Origin of the sequence: Spirillospora sp. NPDC048824 (assembly GCF_043198455.1) — a bacterium.
GTDB lineage: Bacteria > Actinomycetota > Actinomycetes > Streptosporangiales > Streptosporangiaceae > Spirillospora.
Window position 1 is genome coordinate 68,311 of the sequence record NZ_JBICUS010000003.1, and the last position, 18,440, is coordinate 86,750.

19 protein-coding genes and 4 tRNA genes are annotated in these 18,440 nt (G+C 70.4%); 11 read left to right on the top strand and 12 right to left on the bottom strand.

The window, feature by feature from the left end:
- Positions 1-7: 7 nt before the first annotated feature.
- The 4 genes from ACGFIS_RS06695 (at position 8) to ACGFIS_RS06710 (ending at position 2,694) form a co-directional block, all read left to right on the top strand.
- Positions 8-823 (top strand): SAM-dependent methyltransferase, encoded by an 816-nt coding sequence (locus ACGFIS_RS06695; RefSeq protein WP_392913127.1) that lies wholly within the window; start codon positions 8-10, stop codon positions 821-823.
- Between the two features lie 259 nt (positions 824-1,082).
- Positions 1,083-1,580, top strand: coding sequence for a hypothetical protein (locus ACGFIS_RS06700; RefSeq protein WP_392913128.1), 498 nt, complete (start codon positions 1,083-1,085; stop codon positions 1,578-1,580).
- Positions 1,581-1,740: 160 nt separating this feature from the next.
- Positions 1,741-1,929 (top strand): DUF5999 family protein, encoded by a 189-nt coding sequence (locus tag ACGFIS_RS06705; RefSeq protein ID WP_392970097.1) that lies wholly within the window; start codon positions 1,741-1,743, stop codon positions 1,927-1,929.
- A 474-nt stretch (positions 1,930-2,403) separates the two neighbouring features.
- Positions 2,404-2,694, top strand: coding sequence for a hypothetical protein (locus ACGFIS_RS06710; protein WP_392913129.1), 291 nt, complete (start codon positions 2,404-2,406; stop codon positions 2,692-2,694).
- Positions 2,695-2,763: 69 nt separating this feature from the next.
- Here the strand turns inward: ACGFIS_RS06710 and ACGFIS_RS06715 are convergent, their stop codons facing one another.
- The 4 genes from ACGFIS_RS06715 to ACGFIS_RS06730 all read right to left on the bottom strand — a co-directional run bounded on the left by ACGFIS_RS06715 (position 2,764) and on the right by ACGFIS_RS06730 (position 6,707).
- Positions 2,764-3,549 (bottom strand): ArsR/SmtB family transcription factor, encoded by a 786-nt coding sequence (locus tag ACGFIS_RS06715; protein ID WP_392913131.1) that lies wholly within the window; start codon positions 3,547-3,549, stop codon positions 2,764-2,766.
- Positions 3,550-3,629: 80 nt separating this feature from the next.
- A complete protein-coding gene (locus ACGFIS_RS06720) occupies positions 3,630-4,430 on the bottom strand; it encodes an SAM-dependent methyltransferase (protein ID WP_392969890.1) in 801 nt (266 codons plus the stop codon).
- A gap of 116 nt (positions 4,431-4,546) precedes the next feature.
- A complete protein-coding gene (locus ACGFIS_RS06725; RefSeq protein ID WP_392969893.1) occupies positions 4,547-5,713 on the bottom strand; it encodes an acyl-CoA dehydrogenase family protein in 1,167 nt (388 codons plus the stop codon).
- 118 nt (positions 5,714-5,831) lie between these two features.
- On the bottom strand, positions 5,832-6,707 hold the full coding sequence (locus tag ACGFIS_RS06730) for a LysR substrate-binding domain-containing protein (RefSeq protein WP_392969896.1): 876 nt from the start codon (positions 6,705-6,707) through the stop codon (positions 5,832-5,834).
- Positions 6,708-6,781: 74 nt separating this feature from the next.
- Here ACGFIS_RS06730 and kdgD point away from each other — a divergent pair, with 74 nt between their 5' ends.
- Positions 6,782-7,696 (top strand): 5-dehydro-4-deoxyglucarate dehydratase, encoded by a 915-nt coding sequence (gene kdgD, locus ACGFIS_RS06735; RefSeq protein WP_392908850.1) that lies wholly within the window; start codon positions 6,782-6,784, stop codon positions 7,694-7,696.
- A complete protein-coding gene (locus ACGFIS_RS06740) occupies positions 7,693-8,844 on the top strand; it encodes a mandelate racemase/muconate lactonizing enzyme family protein (RefSeq protein ID WP_392908853.1) in 1,152 nt (383 codons plus the stop codon). Before kdgD ends, ACGFIS_RS06740 begins: the two co-directional genes overlap by 4 nt.
- On the opposite strand, the gene ACGFIS_RS06745 is transcribed toward ACGFIS_RS06740, so the two are convergent.
- From ACGFIS_RS06745 to ACGFIS_RS06770, 6 genes are all read right to left on the bottom strand, one after another.
- A tRNA-Val gene (locus ACGFIS_RS06745) sits at positions 8,841-8,913 on the bottom strand. The genes ACGFIS_RS06740 and ACGFIS_RS06745 overlap by 4 nt on opposite strands.
- A 30-nt stretch (positions 8,914-8,943) precedes the next feature.
- Positions 8,944-9,015, bottom strand: a tRNA-Gln gene (locus tag ACGFIS_RS06750).
- An 87-nt stretch (positions 9,016-9,102) separates the two neighbouring features.
- A tRNA-Gly gene (locus ACGFIS_RS06755) sits at positions 9,103-9,174 on the bottom strand.
- Positions 9,175-9,208: 34 nt separating this feature from the next.
- Positions 9,209-9,282: transfer RNA gene (locus ACGFIS_RS06760), tRNA-Arg, on the bottom strand.
- Positions 9,283-9,609: 327 nt separating this feature from the next.
- Positions 9,610-9,747, bottom strand: a complete 138-nt coding sequence (locus ACGFIS_RS06765; RefSeq protein WP_392908855.1) for an LPFR motif small protein — start codon at positions 9,745-9,747, stop codon at positions 9,610-9,612.
- A gap of 54 nt (positions 9,748-9,801) precedes the next feature.
- The gene (locus ACGFIS_RS06770; protein WP_392908857.1) at positions 9,802-10,584 is read right to left on the bottom strand and encodes a putative protein N(5)-glutamine methyltransferase; all 783 of its coding nucleotides are present in this window, start codon (positions 10,582-10,584) and stop codon (positions 9,802-9,804) included.
- A 66-nt stretch (positions 10,585-10,650) separates the two neighbouring features.
- Here ACGFIS_RS06770 and ACGFIS_RS06775 point away from each other — a divergent pair, with 66 nt between their 5' ends.
- The 4 genes from ACGFIS_RS06775 to ACGFIS_RS06790 all read left to right on the top strand — a co-directional run bounded on the left by ACGFIS_RS06775 (position 10,651) and on the right by ACGFIS_RS06790 (position 15,012).
- Positions 10,651-11,487 carry a pentapeptide repeat-containing protein gene (locus ACGFIS_RS06775; RefSeq protein ID WP_392908860.1) on the top strand — a complete coding sequence of 279 codons (837 nt, stop codon included), beginning with the start codon at positions 10,651-10,653 and terminating at the stop codon, positions 11,485-11,487.
- A gap of 85 nt (positions 11,488-11,572) precedes the next feature.
- The gene (locus tag ACGFIS_RS06780; RefSeq protein ID WP_392908862.1) at positions 11,573-12,142 is read left to right on the top strand and encodes a hypothetical protein; all 570 of its coding nucleotides are present in this window, start codon (positions 11,573-11,575) and stop codon (positions 12,140-12,142) included.
- Positions 12,139-13,227, top strand: a complete 1,089-nt coding sequence (locus tag ACGFIS_RS06785; RefSeq protein WP_392909256.1) for a PrsW family intramembrane metalloprotease — start codon at positions 12,139-12,141, stop codon at positions 13,225-13,227. Before ACGFIS_RS06780 ends, ACGFIS_RS06785 begins: the two co-directional genes overlap by 4 nt.
- A 156-nt stretch (positions 13,228-13,383) precedes the next feature.
- Positions 13,384-15,012 (top strand): cytochrome bc complex cytochrome b subunit, encoded by a 1,629-nt coding sequence (locus ACGFIS_RS06790; RefSeq protein WP_392969899.1) that lies wholly within the window; start codon positions 13,384-13,386, stop codon positions 15,010-15,012.
- 14 nt (positions 15,013-15,026) lie between these two features.
- Here ACGFIS_RS06790 and ctaD read toward each other — a convergent pair whose 3' ends face one another.
- Positions 15,027-16,721: a cytochrome c oxidase subunit I gene (ctaD, locus tag ACGFIS_RS06795; RefSeq protein WP_392908870.1), complete on the bottom strand. Its 1,695-nt coding sequence runs from the start codon at positions 16,719-16,721 to the stop codon at positions 15,027-15,029.
- Between the two features lie 115 nt (positions 16,722-16,836).
- Between ctaD and ACGFIS_RS06800 the strand changes: the two genes are divergently transcribed.
- A complete protein-coding gene (locus ACGFIS_RS06800; protein ID WP_392908872.1) occupies positions 16,837-17,280 on the top strand; it encodes a YbhB/YbcL family Raf kinase inhibitor-like protein in 444 nt (147 codons plus the stop codon).
- Between the two features lie 16 nt (positions 17,281-17,296).
- On the opposite strand, the gene ACGFIS_RS06805 is transcribed toward ACGFIS_RS06800, so the two are convergent.
- Complete coding sequence (locus ACGFIS_RS06805) at positions 17,297-18,316, bottom strand: Ppx/GppA phosphatase family protein (protein WP_392908874.1); 1,020 nt, start codon at positions 18,314-18,316, stop codon at positions 17,297-17,299.
- Positions 18,317-18,440: the final 124 nt, after the last annotated feature.

Sequence of the window (18,440 nt, forward strand, 5' to 3'; positions counted from 1 at the left end):
CGCACGCGTGGCCGACGACCTCCCCGAGAGCGCGCCTCCCGGCATCGACCCCTCCATCCCCACCTTCGCGCGCGTCTACGACTACTTCCTCGGCGGCAAGGACAACTTCGCCGCCGACCGCGAGGTGGCCGACATGGTGATGCAGCTCGTGCCCGAAGCTCCCGTGGTGGCGAAGGGCAACCGCGTCGCCATCGAGCGGGCCGTGACGTACATGGCCGCGGAACTCGGCATCGACCAGTTCGTCGACATCGGGTCCGGGCTGCCCACGTCGTCCAACGTGCACCAGTTCGCGCGGGCCGCGAACCCGGAAGCGCGGGTCGTCTACGTCGACAACGACCCGATCGTGCTGGCGCACGGGCGGGCACTGCTCACCGAGACCGGCGTCGCGACGTTCATCGAGGGCGACCTGTACGAGCCGGAGAAGATCTTCACCGATCCGGCGCTGACCCGGCTGCTCGACCTGTCGCGCCCGGTGGGGGTCGTGCTGGCCGCGATCATCCACCACGTGCCGGACGAACGGGACCCCGCGGGCGTCGTCCGGGCGCTGCTGCCGTTCCTGCCGCCCGGCAGCCACGTCATGCTCACGCACCTGCACGACGCCGGGAACGATCCCCGTGTCGAGGAGGCCAAGCAGATCCTCCAGTCGGGGCTGGGCGGCTCCTACTTCCGCCACTCCTCGGAGATCGAGCGCTTCATGGACGGGTTCACCGTCCTCGAACCCGGTGTGGCGCACGTGACCGAGTGGCGGCCGGACGGCCCGGCGGGTCCGCTGGAGCATCCCCTGCACACCCAGATGGTGGCCGTACTGGGCCGCAAGGACTGATCGGCCGATTCAGCGCAGAGTGAAACCCGCACCGGCGGGGCGCGCCGGTCCAGGAAGCTCGGAAGCTCCGATTCCGCAGGCAGCACCGGTTCTGGACGATGTCCGACCCGGTTTCGGACATGAGGGTCCACCTGATCCGGGTAAAGAATCTTTTGAATCGACTTTTCCGTTGTTGGGCGTTTCTTGTAGCGTTCGCAGCGTTTTGTGAAGTGAATTCATGATCGGATTTCCCGCCACAAGATCATGTGAGGACGCCGCGATGCCCATGGCGACAGGCCTGGCCGCGGCCGCGCTCCTCGGCCTGCTGACGCTCCTGGCCACCGCGCGGCACGGCAGGCACCGACAATCCCCTGAACAGAGGCACCCCGAGTCCCTGACGGCCGTCCTGGGGCCGGGGGACGAGGAGTACCTCGCCTGGCTGGCCGACCATCATTGGCCGGGCGACGAGTACCTCGAACTCGAGTACGAGTGGGCGGGTGAACCGGAGCTCACCGACCCGGGCGGGCACTACGTCTCCCCGCTGTGTCCCCAGTGCAACCTGCGCCGGGAGGACGTCTGGCCGTGTCCCACCTGCGGCCGGCTCCTGCACTCGTCCTGCGGGCACGGCATGCGGCGCAGGAGGGTCGATCGCCCGTACCGCACCCACGGCACCAACTCCGAGGCGGTCATCGGCGAGTGGGTCTGCGAGGGCTGCGCCTGCGTCGTCGGCCTGGACGTGGACCACGGCGACGAGCCGGACGGCGGTCTCTTGCACTGAATGTAACGACTTGCCCGGACTTGTCCGGCTTCACACGTACTAAAGAGTAAAGAATTCCCCATCCACTTGCATATTTCGGACGAGCGGCGGCAGGCTGCATCTATGTCCTTAAACACAGGGGACACCGTGGAGGAAACCCGTGACCGCTCAACACGACTTGATCTGCACGCACGAGCCGCACTGTCCGACGCCGGACGACGTGGACCGCGAGGCCGCGCGCACCGTCGCCAGCCACCCCGAGCAGGGGTGGAGCCTCCTCTGCAACGGCATCGTCGTCTTCGAGGACACGGGCGAGCTGCTGCCCGACGGCAGGGTGATCGATCCGCACCGTCCCACGACGGCCGTCTGAACCCCGTCACCCGAACCGTGGTCACCTGATCACGTGCCGGCCGGACCCCGGCCGCGCAAGCTCCCCGTACGCCACCCGGGCCGCTCGCTCCGCGCCGCCACCGCCGCGCCGTGGCCGGCGCCCCGGGCCTCACGCGACCCGGCGGCGAGGACCCCGCTCCCCCACCGCGAGCCCCTTTCCTCCAGCGGCGGACACCCCCTCCTCCGCCTCGTCCCAGACGAGGTGATCTTCCAGCGCCGTTCCGAGACGACCACCGGCGGCGCCCGTCCCTCATGCCGAAGCCCGGCCGGCATGCACCGCACCCGCGTGTCGTGGCACCCCGGCGCAAGGATCACGTCAGCCTGGGAGAGGGGCCGTTGTCGCCGGCGGTCAGCATGTCGGCCTCCCATCCGATCGGTCGTCCCGATAACGTTCAACTGTTTTGCTACTTACGCAAGAATCATGTGGAACTCGACCGCGAAAGGACGGTGTGGTGTGATCGCGGTGCTGGTCCTCGTGTCACTGGTCGCCCTGTTCGGCCTCTGCCTGCCGAACCTGCTCCGTCCCATGCCGGCGAGACCCGACCGTGACCCGCCCCCCGAGCCGCCCCCGCAGGACGCCTCCCCCGTCGTCCACCCGGAGTCGATGACCGCCGAACTCGAACCCGGCGACGAGGAGTACCTCGCCTTCCTCGCCGACACCCTCTGGCCCGAGGACGAGTACGCCGAACTGGAACACACCACGGACGGCGAAGAGGAATCCGGCGGCAGCGACATGCTCCTCTGACCGCTCACGTCCGCGCGTCCGGCGACGCCGGCGGTTGCCGGACGGACGCCATGGGTTGCGGGACGGAGGTCAGCCGGCAGGGGCGGGGAGCGGCTCGCCGGTCTCCAAAAGGGTCTTGACGCCGGACATGATGGACGGCCAGCCGTGCCGGGACATGCCGAGCAGGACGTCGCCCGCCTCGTGGACGACGGTCAGTTTGACCGTCTCACCCGCCGGCTCGATCTCGAAGGTCACTGTGGAGCGGGGCTCGGCGAGGAGCATGGCGCGGGTCTCCTCGTCCACGCCGACGGACGCGGCCCACTCCGGCGTGAACGTGTGCCAGGTGTAGGAGAGGCGGCGGCCGGGCTCGGCTTCGAGGACGACCTGCTCAGGATCGGCCGTCGTCGTGCCCTCCTCATGCCAGGTGATCGTGGATCCGGGCTTCCAGTCCGTCTCGAAGGCCACGCCCCAGTACCGGCGGGTGAAGCCCGGGTCGGTCAGCGCCTGCCAGAGGCGTTCCGGCGTGGTCTTGATGTAGGTCGTGTAGACGAAGTCGTTCATGGCCATCGGGGTCTGCTCCAATGCGGTCTGCAGGTCGGCGAGCGCACGGGCCCGCTGCCGGTCGTACCGGCTCATCCAGCGGTCGGCGATGGCGTTGATCGGGGCGGCGTTGAGGTAGTGGAGCTTCTCGCGTCCCCGGCGCGCGGTCGTCACCAGATCCGCGGCCTCCAGTACCGCGAGGTGCTTGCTGACCGACTGCCGGGTCATGTCCAGCTCGGCGCACAACTCCCGGAGGGTCTGCCCGTTGTGCGCGTTCAGGCTGTCCAGCAGGCGGCGCCGGCTCGTGTCGGCCAGCGCCCTGAAGACCTCGTTCATACACCGTCCCGATATGCAGCCATCCGGTTGCCTGTAAAATAGGCAACCGGATGGCTGCATGTCAAGGACGGCGCAGGAGGCTAAGGCTTCCGGCCCACGGCGCCGAACGCGTCCACCATGCTCGGCTCGTCTCCGCCGGCTTCCGGACGCCAGTGCGTCACGGGGACCACACCGGGTTCCAGGATTTCCAGGCCGTCGAAGAACCGCTCGATCTGCTCGGGCGTCCGCAGGACGAGCCGCGCGTTGCCCGTGGCGTTCCAGACCTCGACTATCCGGTCGGACGACGCGCCGTGAACGACGTTCGTCCCGTCGTACATGGCGAGGTAGCTGCCCGAGGGCAGCGCGTCCAGCAGCCGCCTCACGATCGCGTACGCCTCATCGTCATCGGTGATGAACTCCAGGATGCCCATCATCGTCACCGCGATCGGCCTGCCGAAGTCCAGAATCTCGGCGGCGGACTCCAGAATCCGGCCGGGGTCGCGCAGGTCGGCGTGGACATAGGTCGTCATGCCCTCGGGGGTGCTGGTGAGGAGCATTTTCGCATGCTCCAGGACGAGCGGGTCGTTGTCGACGTAGACGATCCTCGACTCGGGCGCCACCCGCTGGGCGACCTCGTGCGTGTTGTCCACCGTGGGCAGGCCCGTTCCGATGTCGATGAACTGGCGGACGCCCGCCTCGGCGGCCAGATGCCAGACGACGCGGTTGAGGAACAGCCGGCTGGCACGCGCCAGCCGCGCCACGTCGGGCAGCATCCCGAGGATCTGGTCGCCGACCTCCCGGTCCACCGGATAGTTGTCCTTGCCGCCCAGCCAGTAGTTCCAGATGCGCGCCACATGGGGGACGCTCGTGTCGATCTCGGGGCGGGGCCTGTCCTCGTCCATACGCACCTCCCTCACGCCGGTTCCTGCCCATCCCGGGGATGGTCAGTCGTCGTCGCGGGAGCCCTCACCGTCGGCGAGGCCCCCGAGGGCGCGCGCTGTCCGAGGTGCGGCTGCCGTTATTTGAGGAGCTGGCGGGCCATGACCATGCGCTGGACCTGGTTGGTGCCCTCGTAGATCTGGGTGATCTTGGCGTCGCGCATCATCCGCTCCACCGGGAACTCCCGCGTGTACCCGTACCCGCCGAGCAACTGCACCGCATCGGTGGTCACGTCCATCGCCACATCCGAAGCCAGCGCCTTGCACGCCGACGACACGAACGTCAGATCCGCGACCTTCTCCCCCCGCATCGCACGCTCGGACTTGATCGCCGCGTGATAGGTCAACTGCCGGGCACCCTCCAGCCGCATCGCCATATCGGCCAGCATGAACTGCACACCCTGGAAATCACCGATCGGCCTGCCGAACTGGCGGCGGTCCTTCACATACCCCAACGCGAAGTCCAGCGCACCCTGCGCGATCCCCAGAGCCTGCGCCGCGATCGTGATCCGGGTGTGGTCCAACGTCGCCAGCGCCGTCTTGAAACCCGTGCCCTCGGCACCGATGATCCGATCCGCCGGAATCCGCACATCCTCCAGAATCACCTGCCGCGTCGGAGACCCCTTGATCCCCAGCTTGCGCTCCTTGGGCCCGAACGACACCCCCGCATCCGACCTCTCCACCACGAACGCCGAAATCCCCCGCGCCCCCGCGGACGGATCGGTGACCGCCATCACCGTGTAGAACTCCGACACCCCCGCATTGGTGATCCACATCTTGGTGCCGTTCAGCACCCAGGCGTCACCCTCACGCACCGCACGCGTCTTCATCGCCGCCGCATCCGACCCCGCATCCGCCTCCGACAACGCATAGGAGAACATCGCCTCACCCCGCGCCACCGGACCCAGATACCGCTTCTTGACCTCCTCCGACCCCGCCAGCAGCACCGGAACCGTACCCAGCTTGTTCACCGCCGGGATCAGCGACGACGACGCACACGCCCGCGCCACCTCCTCGATCACGATCACCGTCGCCAGCGCATCCGCACCCGCACCCCCGTACGATTCGGGCACATGCACCGCATGCAGATCATTGGCCGCCAGCGCGTCCAGGGCCTCCTGCGGGAACCGCGACTCCTCGTCCACCTCCGCCGCGAAAGGAGCGATCTTGGCATCGGCCAGCTCACGCACCGTACGCCGCAGCAGCTCATGCTCCTCGGACGGCGCGTACGTGGGAAAGTCGCTCATCGGTCCTCCGCGGTGTTCCGGCCGGGTCGGCGGCCTTTGTCGTGACAATTTATTTTGATGACCAATATTTTGGCGCCAAAGTAAGTGACGGCACCGCACCGAGTCAAGGCGACGCCGGTCACACGTGCCGCAGGAGCTTGGCGAGCGCGGGGTTGTCGTTGCTTCGCCGCCACGCCAGGCTCAGCTCGACGGGCGCCGGGTCGGCGAGGTCGAGAGGCCGGAACGTCAGGCCCGCGTAACGCAACTGGGCCGCGGCCGCGGGCACCAGTGCGACGCCCCAGCCGGAGTTGACCAGCGCCAGGATGCTGTGCACCTGGCTGAGATACTGCGCGTACACGGGAGTGACGCCGGCCTGCCGGAACAGGCTGATCAGCAGTTCGTGGAAGTAGCGCGCCTCGACCGGCGAGTACATGATGAACCGCTGCCCGTCGAGAGCGGCGAGCGGGATCGGGCCGTCCCCGTCCGCCAGGGGGTGGTCGTTGGGGACCGCCGCCAGCAGGGCCTCGCGGTCGGCGCCACGCTCCTCCAGGTCCGGATCGGTGACCGGCGGGCGGACCAGGCCGAGGTCCAGGCCGCCCTCCGCCAGGGCACGCACCTGGTCCCTGGTCACCATCTCCCGCAGGACGACGCCGACATCGGGCAACGCCGCCCGCGTCACCTCCAGCAGCCGGCCGAGCGTCGCATAGGCGCCGGCCGCGGTGAATCCGATCGCGATGCTCCCGGCCTCCCCCGCCGAGACCTGCCGCACCGACATCGCGGCATGGTCGGCCTGGTGGAGCAGCCGGCGGGCCTCGATCAGGAACGCGCGTCCCGCCGGGGTGAGACGCACCGAGCGGTTCGTCCGGTCGAACAGCCGCACCTTCAGTTCGTTCTCCAGCAGCTGGATCTGGCGGCTCAGCGGCGGCTGCGTCATCCGCAGGCGCTCGGCGGCCCGGCCGAAGTGCAGCTCCTCGGCGACGGCCACGAAGTTCGCGAGCTGGTTGAGCGTGAACATCGATTCCCTACGGGTATCAGTGGATGCCTTTTTCGTGTTGGACCTGGATCAATCCGTCATCCTAGCCTCGGGTCATGAAGCAGACCGCGCCCGACGAGATCGCCCGCCGGCTCGGCTCCGGCCTCCTGTCGTTCCCGATCACCCACTTCCGCGACGACCTCTCGTTCGACGAGCCCGCCTACCGCGAGAACATCGCGGGGCTCGGCCGCGAGGGTCTCGCGGGCCTGTTCGCGGCGGGCGGGACGGGCGAGTTCTTCTCCCTGACGGCCGACGAGGTCCGGCGGGTCGTCCGCGCGGCGGTGCGGGACGCACCGGACGGCGTCCCGGTCGTCGCGCCCGCCGGATACGGCACGGCGACGGCCGCCGAGATGGCCCGCGACGCCGAACGCGCCGGCGCGGACGGGATCCTGCTCTTCCCGCCGTACCTGACCGAGGCGTCGCAGGAGGGACTGGCCGCCCACGTGCGCGCCGTCTGCGCCGCGACGAGCCTCGGCGTGACGATCTACAGCCGCGCGAACGCCGTCTACCAGGACACGACCGTCGCGGAGATCGCCGACGCGTGCCCCAACCTCGTCGGGTTCAAGGACGGTGTCGGGAACCTGGAGCTGATGACGCGGATCCGGGCCCGGCTGGGCGAGCGCCTCGTCTACATCGGCGGGCTCCCCACCGCCGAGACGTTCGCGCAGCCCTACCTGGAGATGGGCGTGACGACCTACTCCTCGGCCATCTTCAACTTCGTCCCGGACTTCGCGATCGGGTTCTACGACGCCGTCCGCGCCCGCGACCGGGACGAGGTGCGGCGCCGCCTGGAGAGCTTCGTCCTGCCGTACTGCGAGATCCGCAACCGCCGCGCCGGATACGCCGTGAGCATCGTGAAGGCCGGGATGAGGGCCGTCGGGCGCCCGGCGGGGCCCGTCCGCCCGCCGCTGACGGACCTGACCGGCGAAGAGTTCGACGCGCTCGCCGAACTCGTGAAGAAGGCGACGTGACGGACGCCGCCGGCGAGGCGACCCTCGACCGCGTCGCCCGGATCGAGCTGTCCTCGGTCACGCTGCCGCTCGCCGCCCCGGTCAGCGACGCCAAGGTCCTGACGGGACGGCAGCGCCCGATGACCGAGGTCGTGTTCCTGTTCGCCGAGATCGGCACCGAGGACGGCCACGAGGGCATCGGGTTCGGCTACTCCAAACGCGCCGGCGGCCCCGGACAGTTCGCCCACGCCGCCGAGATCGCGCCCGGCCTCCTCGGCGAGGACCCGAGCGACATCGGCAGGATCTGGACGAAGCTGGCCTGGGCGGGCGCGTCCGCCGGCCGCAGCGGCCTGGCCACCCAGGCCATCGCCGCCATCGACATCGCGCTGTGGGACCTGAAGGCCAAGCGCGCCGGGCTGCCGCTGGCCAAGCTTCTCGGCGCACACCGCGACTCGGTCCGCTGCTACGACACCTCGGGCGGGTTCCTGAACACGCCCCTGGAGGAGGTGCTGGACAACGCGGCGGCGTCCGCCGACGCGGGGATCGGCGGCGTCAAGATCAAGGTGGGGCATCCCGACCACGCCGCGGACATGCGCCGCGTCACCGCCGTCCGCGAGCGTCTCGGCGACGCGTTCCCGCTGATGGTCGACGCTAACCAGCAATGGGACCGCGCGTCCGCGCTTCGCATGGGCCGAGCGCTGGACGCGTTCGACCTCACCTGGATCGAGGAACCCCTGGACGCCTACGACGCCGAGGGGCACGCGGCGCTGGCGCGCACGCTCGACACGCCCATCGCGACCGGCGAGATGCTGACCAGCGTCGCCGAGCACTGCGAACTCATCGACAGGGGCGCCGCCGACATCCTCCAGCCGGACGCGCCGCGCATCGGCGGAATCACGAACTTCCTCAGACTCGCCGCGCTCGCCGACCACCGCCATTTGCAGCTCGCACCGCATTTCGCGATGGAGATCCATCTGCATCTGGCCGCCGCCTATCCGCGCGAGCCGTGGGTCGAGCATTTCGACTGGCTCGAACCGCTCTTCAACGAACGCCTGGCCATCCGGGACGGCCGCATGCAGGTCCCGTCCCGGCCCGGCCTCGGAATCACGCTCAGCGATCAGGCGCGCGCCTGGACGGGGGAACGAGCCGTCATCGGAAAAAGTCGTTGACCGGACAGGACTCGAACCTGCGACCCGCTGTTCGTAAGACAGCCGCTCTGCCGACTGAGCTACCGGTCATCGCCGCCCGGACGACCATTCCGGGACGCGCTGCTGGAGCAGGGCTCGAACCTGCATGACGTGATCCAGAATCACGCATCCTTCCCCTTGGATGATCCAGCACAGGTGCCCTCCGGCGGGCGGTGGCGTCCGCCCGCCTGGGCACAGGAGGACCAGCCGGGGGTCGTTACTCCCGCCGGTCCAGTCCAGAGCCGCACCCGGGACTCGAACCCGATTCTCCTGGGTGGAAGCCAGGCGCCTCACCATTTCGGCTTGTGCGGCGTGCAACACGGAGCATTCCATTCCTGCTCCGCAGCACCTCTGCCAGGACTCGAACCTGGGGCCTTCGCATTCGTAGTGCGACGCTCTGTTCCACTGAGCTACAGAGGTTCGGGTGACCTTCCGGTCATGAAAAAACCGCCGGGGACATGTCTCCCTGGCGGTCTCCGGTCAAGCCTTTCGGCCCTATCCAGAGGCGCCCACGGGCACGACGGAACCGCCCTGCGGTCGAACCCCGAAGGGTCGCCGCTGCCGTCGGCGGAAAATCGCGGTCATCGTGCGGCTCCCTTCTCTGCTCGCCGGTTCGGTTCGTTGCTCATATGATCCGGCACAGGCCGGGCAATGCGCAATCGTTTTTCACGCGGCCTTTTCGCGCGGGCCGCGCCGGGGCCCTGCGCGGCTCACGCGCGCAGGGCCCCGATGCGGCGGTCATCCGCGTCAGACGGCCCTGCGGCGGGAACGCCCCGGGCGGCCACGCGCGGGGGTCAGCAGCCGCTGGAGAACCCTGAACGGCAGTGTCACGATACTGATGATCGTTCCGATGATGGCGCTGAGCGCTGCGCTGATGCGGCGCATGTGGTTTCACTCCTTTGGGTCGTCCTAGAGCGCCACATACCCGTGCACAGCGTTTTACACGGGATTTGCCCCGATAACGACGGTTGCGTGCCACTCATCGGACACGGTCACGGTGGCGGCCAGCCCGCCTCGTTCGACCGCCGCGACCGCGTCCGGGACCTGCCGTTCGCTCGTCTCGAACAGCAGGTGGCCGCCGGGAACGAGCCACCGTGACGCCTCCGCGGTCACCCGGCGCAGGACGTCGAGGCCGTCGGCGCCGCCGTCGAGCGCCACGCGCGGCTCGTGCTCACGCGCCTCCGGCGGCATCAGCGGGAGATCGTCCGTCGGGACGTAGGGCACGTTGGTGAGCAGGACGTCGACGCGCCCGCGCAGCGCGTCCGGGAGCGGTTCGAAGAGGTCGCCCTCATGGGCCTGGCCGCCGAACGGCGCGATGTTGCGCCGGGCGCATCCCACCGCCGCCGGTTCGATGTCGGCGGCGTGCAGGGCGAACTCGTCCAAGCCCGCCACGAGCGCGGCCCCCAGCGCGCCGGTACCGCAGCACAGGTCGACGACGACGGGACGCGGCGGGATCAGGGCGGCGGCCTCCCGGACGAGGAACTCGGTGCGGCGGCGTGGGACGAAGACCCCGGGGTCGACGGCGATCCGCAGGCCACAGAACTCGGCCCAGCCGAGGACGTGCTCGAGGGGCAGCCCGGCGGCGCGCCGCTCCACCATGGCGGACGCGTCGTCCGGTGTGCGGGCCGTGGAAAGGATCAGCCTCGCCTCGTCCTCGGCGAAGACGCAGCCGGCGGCGCGCAGCCTGGAGACGATGGCGGACTCGGTGAGGGGTGTCGACATGGGCGACGGCAACACTATCCCAGGCATGCCGCGAACCGTCCGGAGCACGGGCCGGACGGCGGGACAATGGTGTGTCGTCCAGGGACGGGGGATCACGGGTTGCCGGAGAGGCCGGGCCTGCGGGCCGACTGCGCGAACTGCTTCGGGCTGTGCTGTGTCGCGCTGCCTTTCGCCGAGTCGGCGGATTTCGCGGTGGACAAGGAGGCGGGCGAACCGTGCCGGAACCTTCTGGCCGACTTCCGCTGCGGCATCCACGCGAACCTCCGCGAGCGGGGGTTCCAGGGCTGCACGGTCTTCGACTGCTTCGGGGCGGGGCAGAAGGTGTCGCAGGGAACCTTCGGCGGGCGCGACTGGAGGCGGGGCCCGGACGTCGCGCGTCAGATGTTCCAGGTGTTCCCGGTGATGCGGCAGCTCCACGAGCTGCTCTACTACCTCGACGAGGCGCTCGCACTCCCGCCCGCCGAACCGCTTCGCGGCGGCCTTCGTGAGGCCCTGGACGGAATCGTCCGCCTCACCGAGGGCGGCCCCGGAGAACTCGCCGACGTAGACGTCCCGGCGGCTCGGGAGAGGGTGAACGTCCTGCTGCTGCGGGTCAGCGAACTCGTCCGGGCCGGTGTCCCGGGGCGCGGGAAGAGCCGGCGGGGAGCCGACCTCATCGGGGCGAGGCTGAAGGGCGCCGACCTCCGGGGCGCGGACCTGCGCGGCGCATACCTGATCGCGGCCGACCTGCGCGGCGCCGATCTGCGGAAGGCGGACCTGATCGGCGCCGACCTGAGGGACGCCGACCTGCGCGGCGCCGACCTCACCGGGGCCATCTTCGTGACGCGCTCACAACTCGACTCGGCCCGGGGCGACGCGACCACGCGGCCGCCGGAGGCGCTGGGACGGCCCGCACACTGGTGACACACGCCCCGGGAGGGCGGTCCTTGATCTTGTTTAGGGCCGTCACCAGGGGGCATTTCCGCAGCGCACGTCATCGGGGGGCTGCGTGACGCGGGTGAGATGGTGGGGCACGGGCGTCGTGGCGCTCGTGCTCCTGATCCTCTGCGCGGGGCTGCCCCTGCTGAACGGGGCGCTGGGAGGCGGCGGCGCGCCACTGGCGCCCGGGACGGTCCTTTCCGCCGGAACGGAACGCGAAGGCGCCCGCCCGGTGACGTTCGTCGTCCCGTCCGCCCGCTGGATGCTCAGCAAGGCGGACACCTCCCTGGCGAACAGCGTCGAGTTGTTCAGCGGCGACGTCGTGTTCCACCTGAACGTGGTGGTCCCGCTGGGCCCGATGGACGCGCGGAGGCTGTGGGACGGACTCGGGCGGATCGTCGCGGTGGGCGGGCAGACGCGGCTGGGCGCGCGGCCCGCTCCGATCATGACGGCGCACGGGCTGACAGGCCTGACCGGCAGGCTCATGGGGCGGGACCACGCGGGCATGGCCGCCGTGTTCGCCACCGACACGCTCGGGGCCACGGTGACGGCCGCCGGGCCGCCGCGCGCGTTCCGCAAGGTGGCCGCGGAGGCCGAGGCCATGGCGCAGAGCGTGCGGATCAGGGCGTCGTGGCCATGACACGCCGCCCCGCGTTCTGGCTGTGGGCAGCGGTGTGCCTGCTCGGGGCCTGGCTCGCGTGGCGGGGCCTGGACGCGGCGGTCCGGGCGTTCCCGGCCGGTTCGATCGCCGGTGTCGCGCTGCTCGCGCCGGCGCTGGCGGCGGGGGTGTGGGGGCTGCGGCGCCTGCATCCGGTCCGGTCGCGCCCGGCCGGGTACGCACTCATCGCGGTGGCGTGGGGCGGGCTGGCCGCGTTCGGGCTGGCGCTGCCCACCAACGCGGCGTTCCAGGCGGTCATCGGGAAGACGGCCGGGCCGGGGTTCAACTCCGCGTGGGGCGCGTCGATCGCCGCGCCGGTCGACGAGGAGGTCCTGAAGCTGCTCGGCGTCGCGACGCTGGCGCTGATGGCGCCGTCGGCGATCCGCGGGCCGCTGGACGGGTGGGGCTACGGCGCGCTGACCGGGCTGGGGTTCCAGGCGTCCGAGAACTTTCTGTACGTCCTCAACACCATCGTCCTGACGGGGGCGACGCAGGACGTGAACGCGGCGTTGTTCTCTTTCGGCAGCCGGGTGGTCGGCGGCGCGTGGTGGAGCCACTGGGCGATGACGGCGGTCGGCGGGGCGGGCCTCGGGTGCCTGCTCGGCAGGGCGTCCCGGGCGAGCCTGGCCGTCGCGGCCGGCGGTTTCGTCCTGGCGATGGCCCTGCATTCCTGGTGGGATTCGCCCGTTCTGCCCGGTGTGCTGCTGCTGCCGGTGAAGGGCGCCCCGATCCTGCTCGCGGCGATCGTCACCTACCGGATCTCCAGGCGCCGCTACCTGTCGCATTTCCGGCGGACGGCGCACGCCGAGACCGCAAGCGGCGTCCTCGTTCCGGGCGAGGGCCATGTCCTCGCCTACCGCAAGTGGCGCAGGAAGGAGCGGTGGGACGTGCCTGCCGGGGAGCCGCGCCGGCTGCTCGCGCGGCTGCGCGCCACCGAACTCGACCTGATCGAGGACGGTCTCGGCGGACTCGAACACGATCCCCGGTCCGCCGACCGGCTGCGGGCCGACGTCCGGGACCTGCGCCGGGACCTCAACGCGTCCGCCGGGCGCCCCCGCGTGGCCTGACCAGCACGACGGCACCGCAGACGCCGCGCTCTTCCGGGATGCGCGAAATCCCCCCGCTCGGCGAGCGCCTGAGCCCCCGCGGGGGCGACCGTTTGCCCTACCCGGCCCCGGGTACCGGCCCTCCGGAGATCACAGCTCTGCCAGGGGAGATGCGCGATGGCGGGACGGAAGGGCAGGTCGAGGGCCGAGAGGCTGGAGAAGGTCGCCTGGGGTGTCAACGACCGGCTCGGCTCGACGCAGTTCCTTCACAGGAACATCGGCAAGGCGTTCCCCAAGCACTGGTCGTTCCTGCTCGGCGAGATCGCGCTGTACTCGTTCATCATCCTGCTCATCACCGGCGTCTACCTGACGCTGTTCTTCAAGCCGAGCGGCGCGCACGTCGTCTACGACGGCTCGTACACGTCGTTGAAGGGCGTCGAGATGAGCGAGGCGTACGCGTCCACGCTGCACATCTCCTTCGACGTGCGGGGCGGCCTGCTGATGCGGCAGATCCACCACTGGGCGGCGATCGTCTTCCTCGCCGCGATCAGCGTCCACCTGATGCGCATCTTCTTCACCGGGGCGTTCCGCAAGCCGCGCGAGATCAACTGGCTGATCGGCGTGACGCTGTTCGTGCTGGCGCTGACCGAGGGGTTCGCCGGGTACTCGCTCCCCGACGACCTGCTGTCCGGCACCGGCCTGCGGATCATGCAGGGCATCGTGATGTCGATCCCCGTCGCCGGCACCTATCTGAGCCTGTGGGTCTTCGGCGGCGAGTTCCCCGCCAGCGAGAGCTTCATCCCGCGGCTGTTCACCCTGCACATCCTGCTCATCCCCGGGCTCCTGCTCGCGCTCATCACCGCGCACCTGATGATCCTCTGGCACCAGACGCACACGATCTGGCCGGGCAGGGGACGGCGGGAGCGGGCGGTGTCAGGCGAGCCGACGTTCCCGCACTTCGCCGCGCAGAGCGCCGCGTACTTCCTGTTCACGTTCGGTGTGCTGGCCGGTATGGGGGCGTTCCTGCAGACCAACCCCGTGTGGCTCTACGGCCCGTACGAGCCGGACCAGATTTCGTTCGGCTCGCAGCCCGACTGGTATGTCGGGTTCCTCGAAGGCTCCCTGCGCATCATGCCGCCCCTGGAGACGACCCTGTTCGGGCACAACATCTCGTGGAACGTGCTGCTGCCCGCCGTCGTCCTGCCGGGGGTCTTCTTCACGCTCATCGCGATGTACCCGTTCGTGGAACGCTGGGCCACGGGAGACGAACGCCTCCATCACCTGCTCGACCGCCCGCGCAACGCCGCGACCAGGACCGCGATCGGCATGGCCGCCGTCGCCTGGTACGGAAACCTGTGGGCGGCGGGAGGCAACGACGTCATCTCGTACGTCTTCGGCATCCCGCTGTACTGGACGACGTGGTTCTTCCGCATCGGGTTCTTCGCCGCGCCGATCCTGGCGTTCGCCATCACCCGGCGGATCTGCCTCAGCCTGCAGCGGCGGGACCTGCGGGAGCGCCGCGAAGGCGTGGAGAGCGGCCTGATCTCGCTGAGCCCGGACGGCGGTTACAGCGAACGGCACGAGCAGGCGTCGGAGGAGCAGGAGGCGCTCCTGCGGACCCGGCGGCCGGGGGAACTCGTCGCCCCCTACCCGAACCACCTCGTCCCGCTGCCGACGCCGGACCGCGCCCGCACCCAGGTGCGGACCCGCGTCAACCGCTTCTACATGAACTACCAGACCGAGTCGTACGGCGGCGGCCAGGGCGACCTGGACCACGACCACGACGCGCAGAAGGACGGCGGCTGAGCCCCCCGGGCCGCCTACTCCCTGGGCCGGTCCGAGGGCTCGGGGAGGGCCGGCTCGGCCTCCTGCGGCGGCTCCAGGGGCGGGTAGTGCAGGTCGAACGCGGGACGGACGGAGCGGATCCGCGGCATCGACGTGAAGTTGTGCCGCGGCGGGGGGCAGGACGTGGCCCACTCCAGCGAAGCGCCGGCGCCCCACGGGTCGTTCCTCCCGACCGTCTCGCCGCGCCTGTGCGTCCGCCAGATGTTCCACAGGAAGGCGAACGTCGAGGCGCCGAGGACGAACGAGCCGATCGACGAGACGAGGTTCAGCGCGGCGAACTCCTCGGGATAGTCGGCGTACCGGCGGGGCATGCCCTCGGCGCCGAGCCAGTGCTGGACGAGGAACGTCGTGTGGAAGCCGGCGAACAGCGACCAGAAATGGACCTTCCCCCAGGCCTCGTTCAGCTTCTTGCCGGTCATCTTCGGCCACCAGAAGTAGAAGCCGCCGAACATGGCGAACACGACGGTGCCGAAGACGACGTAGTGGAAGTGGCCGACGACGAAGTAGGAGTCGGTGAGGTGGAAGTCCATGGGCGGGGACGCGAGGATCACCCCGGTCAGGCCGCCGAACAGGAACGTGGCGAGGAACCCCAGCGCGAACAGCATGGGCGCCTCGAACGTCAGCTGCCCCTTCCACAGGGTCCCGACCCAGTTGAAGAACTTGATGCCGGTCGGAACGGCGATCATGAAGGAGGTCAGGGAGAAGAACGGCAGCAGGACCTGGCCGGTGGCGAACATGTGGTGCGCCCACACCGTCATCGACAGCCCGGTGATCGCGATGGTGGCGCCCACCATGCCGAGGTAGCCGAAGATGGGCTTGCGGGCGAACACCGGGATGATCTCGGTGATGATCCCGAAGAACGGCAGCGCGATGATGTAGACCTCGGGATGCCCGAAGAACCAGAACAGGTGCTGCCAGATCATCGCGCCGCCGTGCGAGGGATCGTAGATGTGCGCGCCGAGCTTGCGGTCGGCCTCCAGGGCCAGCAGCGCGGCGGCGAGGACGGGGAAGGCGATCAGCACCATCACGCTGGTGAGCAGGGTGTTCCAGCAGAAGATCGGCATCCGGAACATCACCATGCCGGGGGCGCGCATCGCGATGATCGTGGTGATCAGGTTGACCGAGGTGAAGATCGTCCCGAACCCGGACAGCACCAGGCCCATCACCCACAGGTCGCCGCCGAGGCCCGGCGAGTAGGTCGCCGACGACAGCGGCGAGTAGGAGAACCAGCCGAAGGACGCCGCGCCGCCCGGCACGACGAACCCCGCCAGCACCATGAGCGCGCCGAACAGGAACAGCCAGTAGCTGAGCGTGTTCAGGCGGGGGAACGCCACGTCCGGGGCGCCGATCTGCAGCGGGACGATCACGTTGGCGAACCCGGCGAACAGCGGGGTCGCGAACAGCAGCAGCATGATCGTGCCGTGGATGGTGAACATCTGGTTGTACTGCGTCTTGTCCACCACCTGCAGCCCGGGCTCCAGCAGCTCCGCCCGGATGACCATGGCCATCAGCCCGGCGATCAGGAAGAGCGTGAACGAGGTGCCGAGATACAGGTAGCCGACGACCTTGTGGTCCGTCGTCGCCAGCACGTTCCCGATCCTGGTGCCGCGGCGGTGCCGCGCGAGCGCGTCGGCGACGCTCGCCTCGTCCCTCCCCTGGACCGCCGTCATCCGGCCTCCCCTCCCTCGTCCGAACCCACCGGGGCACTTGCCGCGCAGTCCCGTTTCAAACGCGGGGACGGGGCATCGACGGCCCTCCCGCGGGCACCACGGCACCATGGAGCAGATGACACTGACGAGCCCGGCGTTCACCGCCGACGGGCCGATCCCGGTGGCCCACTCCCGCGAGTCGGGGGACGTCTCCCCGGAGCTGAGATGGTCCGGTGTACCCGCCGCCTGCCTCGATCTCCTGCTGACCTGCGAGGACCCGGACGCGCCCGGCGGGACGTTCGTCCACTGGATGCTGGGCGGGATTCCGCCGGAGCGCGACGGGCTCGCGGCCGGGGAGGACCGTCCCCGCATCGCCAAGGGCCGCAACGACTTCGGCGACGTCGGCTACGGCGGCCCGCAGCCGCCCGCCGGGGACCCGCCGCACCGCTACGTGTTCACCCTGTACGCGCTGCGCCGGCCGTCCGGCCTGACCTCCGGGTTCTCGGTGGACGACCTGCGCGCCGCCATGAAGGACAACGTGCTCGCCACCGCCACCCTCGTCGGCACCTACGCCCGCTGACCGCCCCGGCCCGCGGTCAGGGGACGGCGCGCAGGTGCATGTCCCGCATGGTCACGGGACCGTGCTCGGGGAACGCGCCGGGGCGGCGGCCCTCGACGAGGGCGTCCAGCCGGTGCAGGAAGAGGCCCTCGCGGAGCGCCCACGGGCAGACGGCGAGCCGGTCGAGGGAGAGGACGTCCATCACGGCCTCGGCCACGATGGCGCCGGCGAGGATCTGGCGGGCCCGCGACGCCTTCACCCCGCGCAGCGCGGCCCGCTCCGCGTCGGTTCGCGCCGCCAGCCTCGGGATCCAGCGGTGCAGCTCGCGCCGGTCGAGGTACCGCTCCCGGTAGGGCCCGGCCTTCGCCTTCGCGGCGCCGCACAGCCGTGCGAGCTGGGTGAACGTCTTGGACGTCGCCACGGCGGTGACCGGCGGCGGCAGCTGCGCCATCCCCCGCGTCGCCTCTTCCAGGACGGATCTGGCATGGGCGCGCAGCGCCTTGCGGGTGCGTTTCGGCACGGGCCGGCGCGGCGGAAGGTGGTGGCGGGTGAGGCGGCCGGCACCGAGCGGCAGCGACAGTGCGATCTCCGGTTCCAGGCCCGCGCCGCAGGCCAGTTCCATGGAGCCGCCGCCGATGTCGGCCAGCAGCATCGGGCCCGCGGACCATCCGCACCACCGCCGGGCGGCGAGGAACGTCAGCCGCGCCTCCTGCTCGCCGGTGAGGAATCCGAGGCCGACGCCCGTGGCGGCGCGGACCTCGGCGGCGACGTCGTCGCGGTTGGCGGCGTCCCGCAGCGCGGACGTCGCGAAAGGGATCAGCTCGTCGACGTCGAGCGCGGCCGCGGCGGCGACCGACTCCCGCACCGCGTGGATCAGCCGCTCGACGGCGGGCCGGTGGATGACGCCGTGCTTGTCGGTCGCCTCGGCGAGGCGGACCGCGGTCTTCACCGACCGGACGGGCAGGGGCGGATGCCCGGAATCGAGGTCGGCGACCCGCAGGTGAGCCGAGTTGGAGCCGATGTCGAGTACACCGAGACGCAGGGGGGCGACTTCCATGGGCGTGCTCTACCCCGCTGAGGCCGCCTCAGTCGGCGCGGCGGCACGGCCGGCCGCCCCGCGACGTTTCGCCCCGGTCGACCGGGTAGGGCGGCAGCGACGGTCCCTGCCGCTCGCCGCCGGG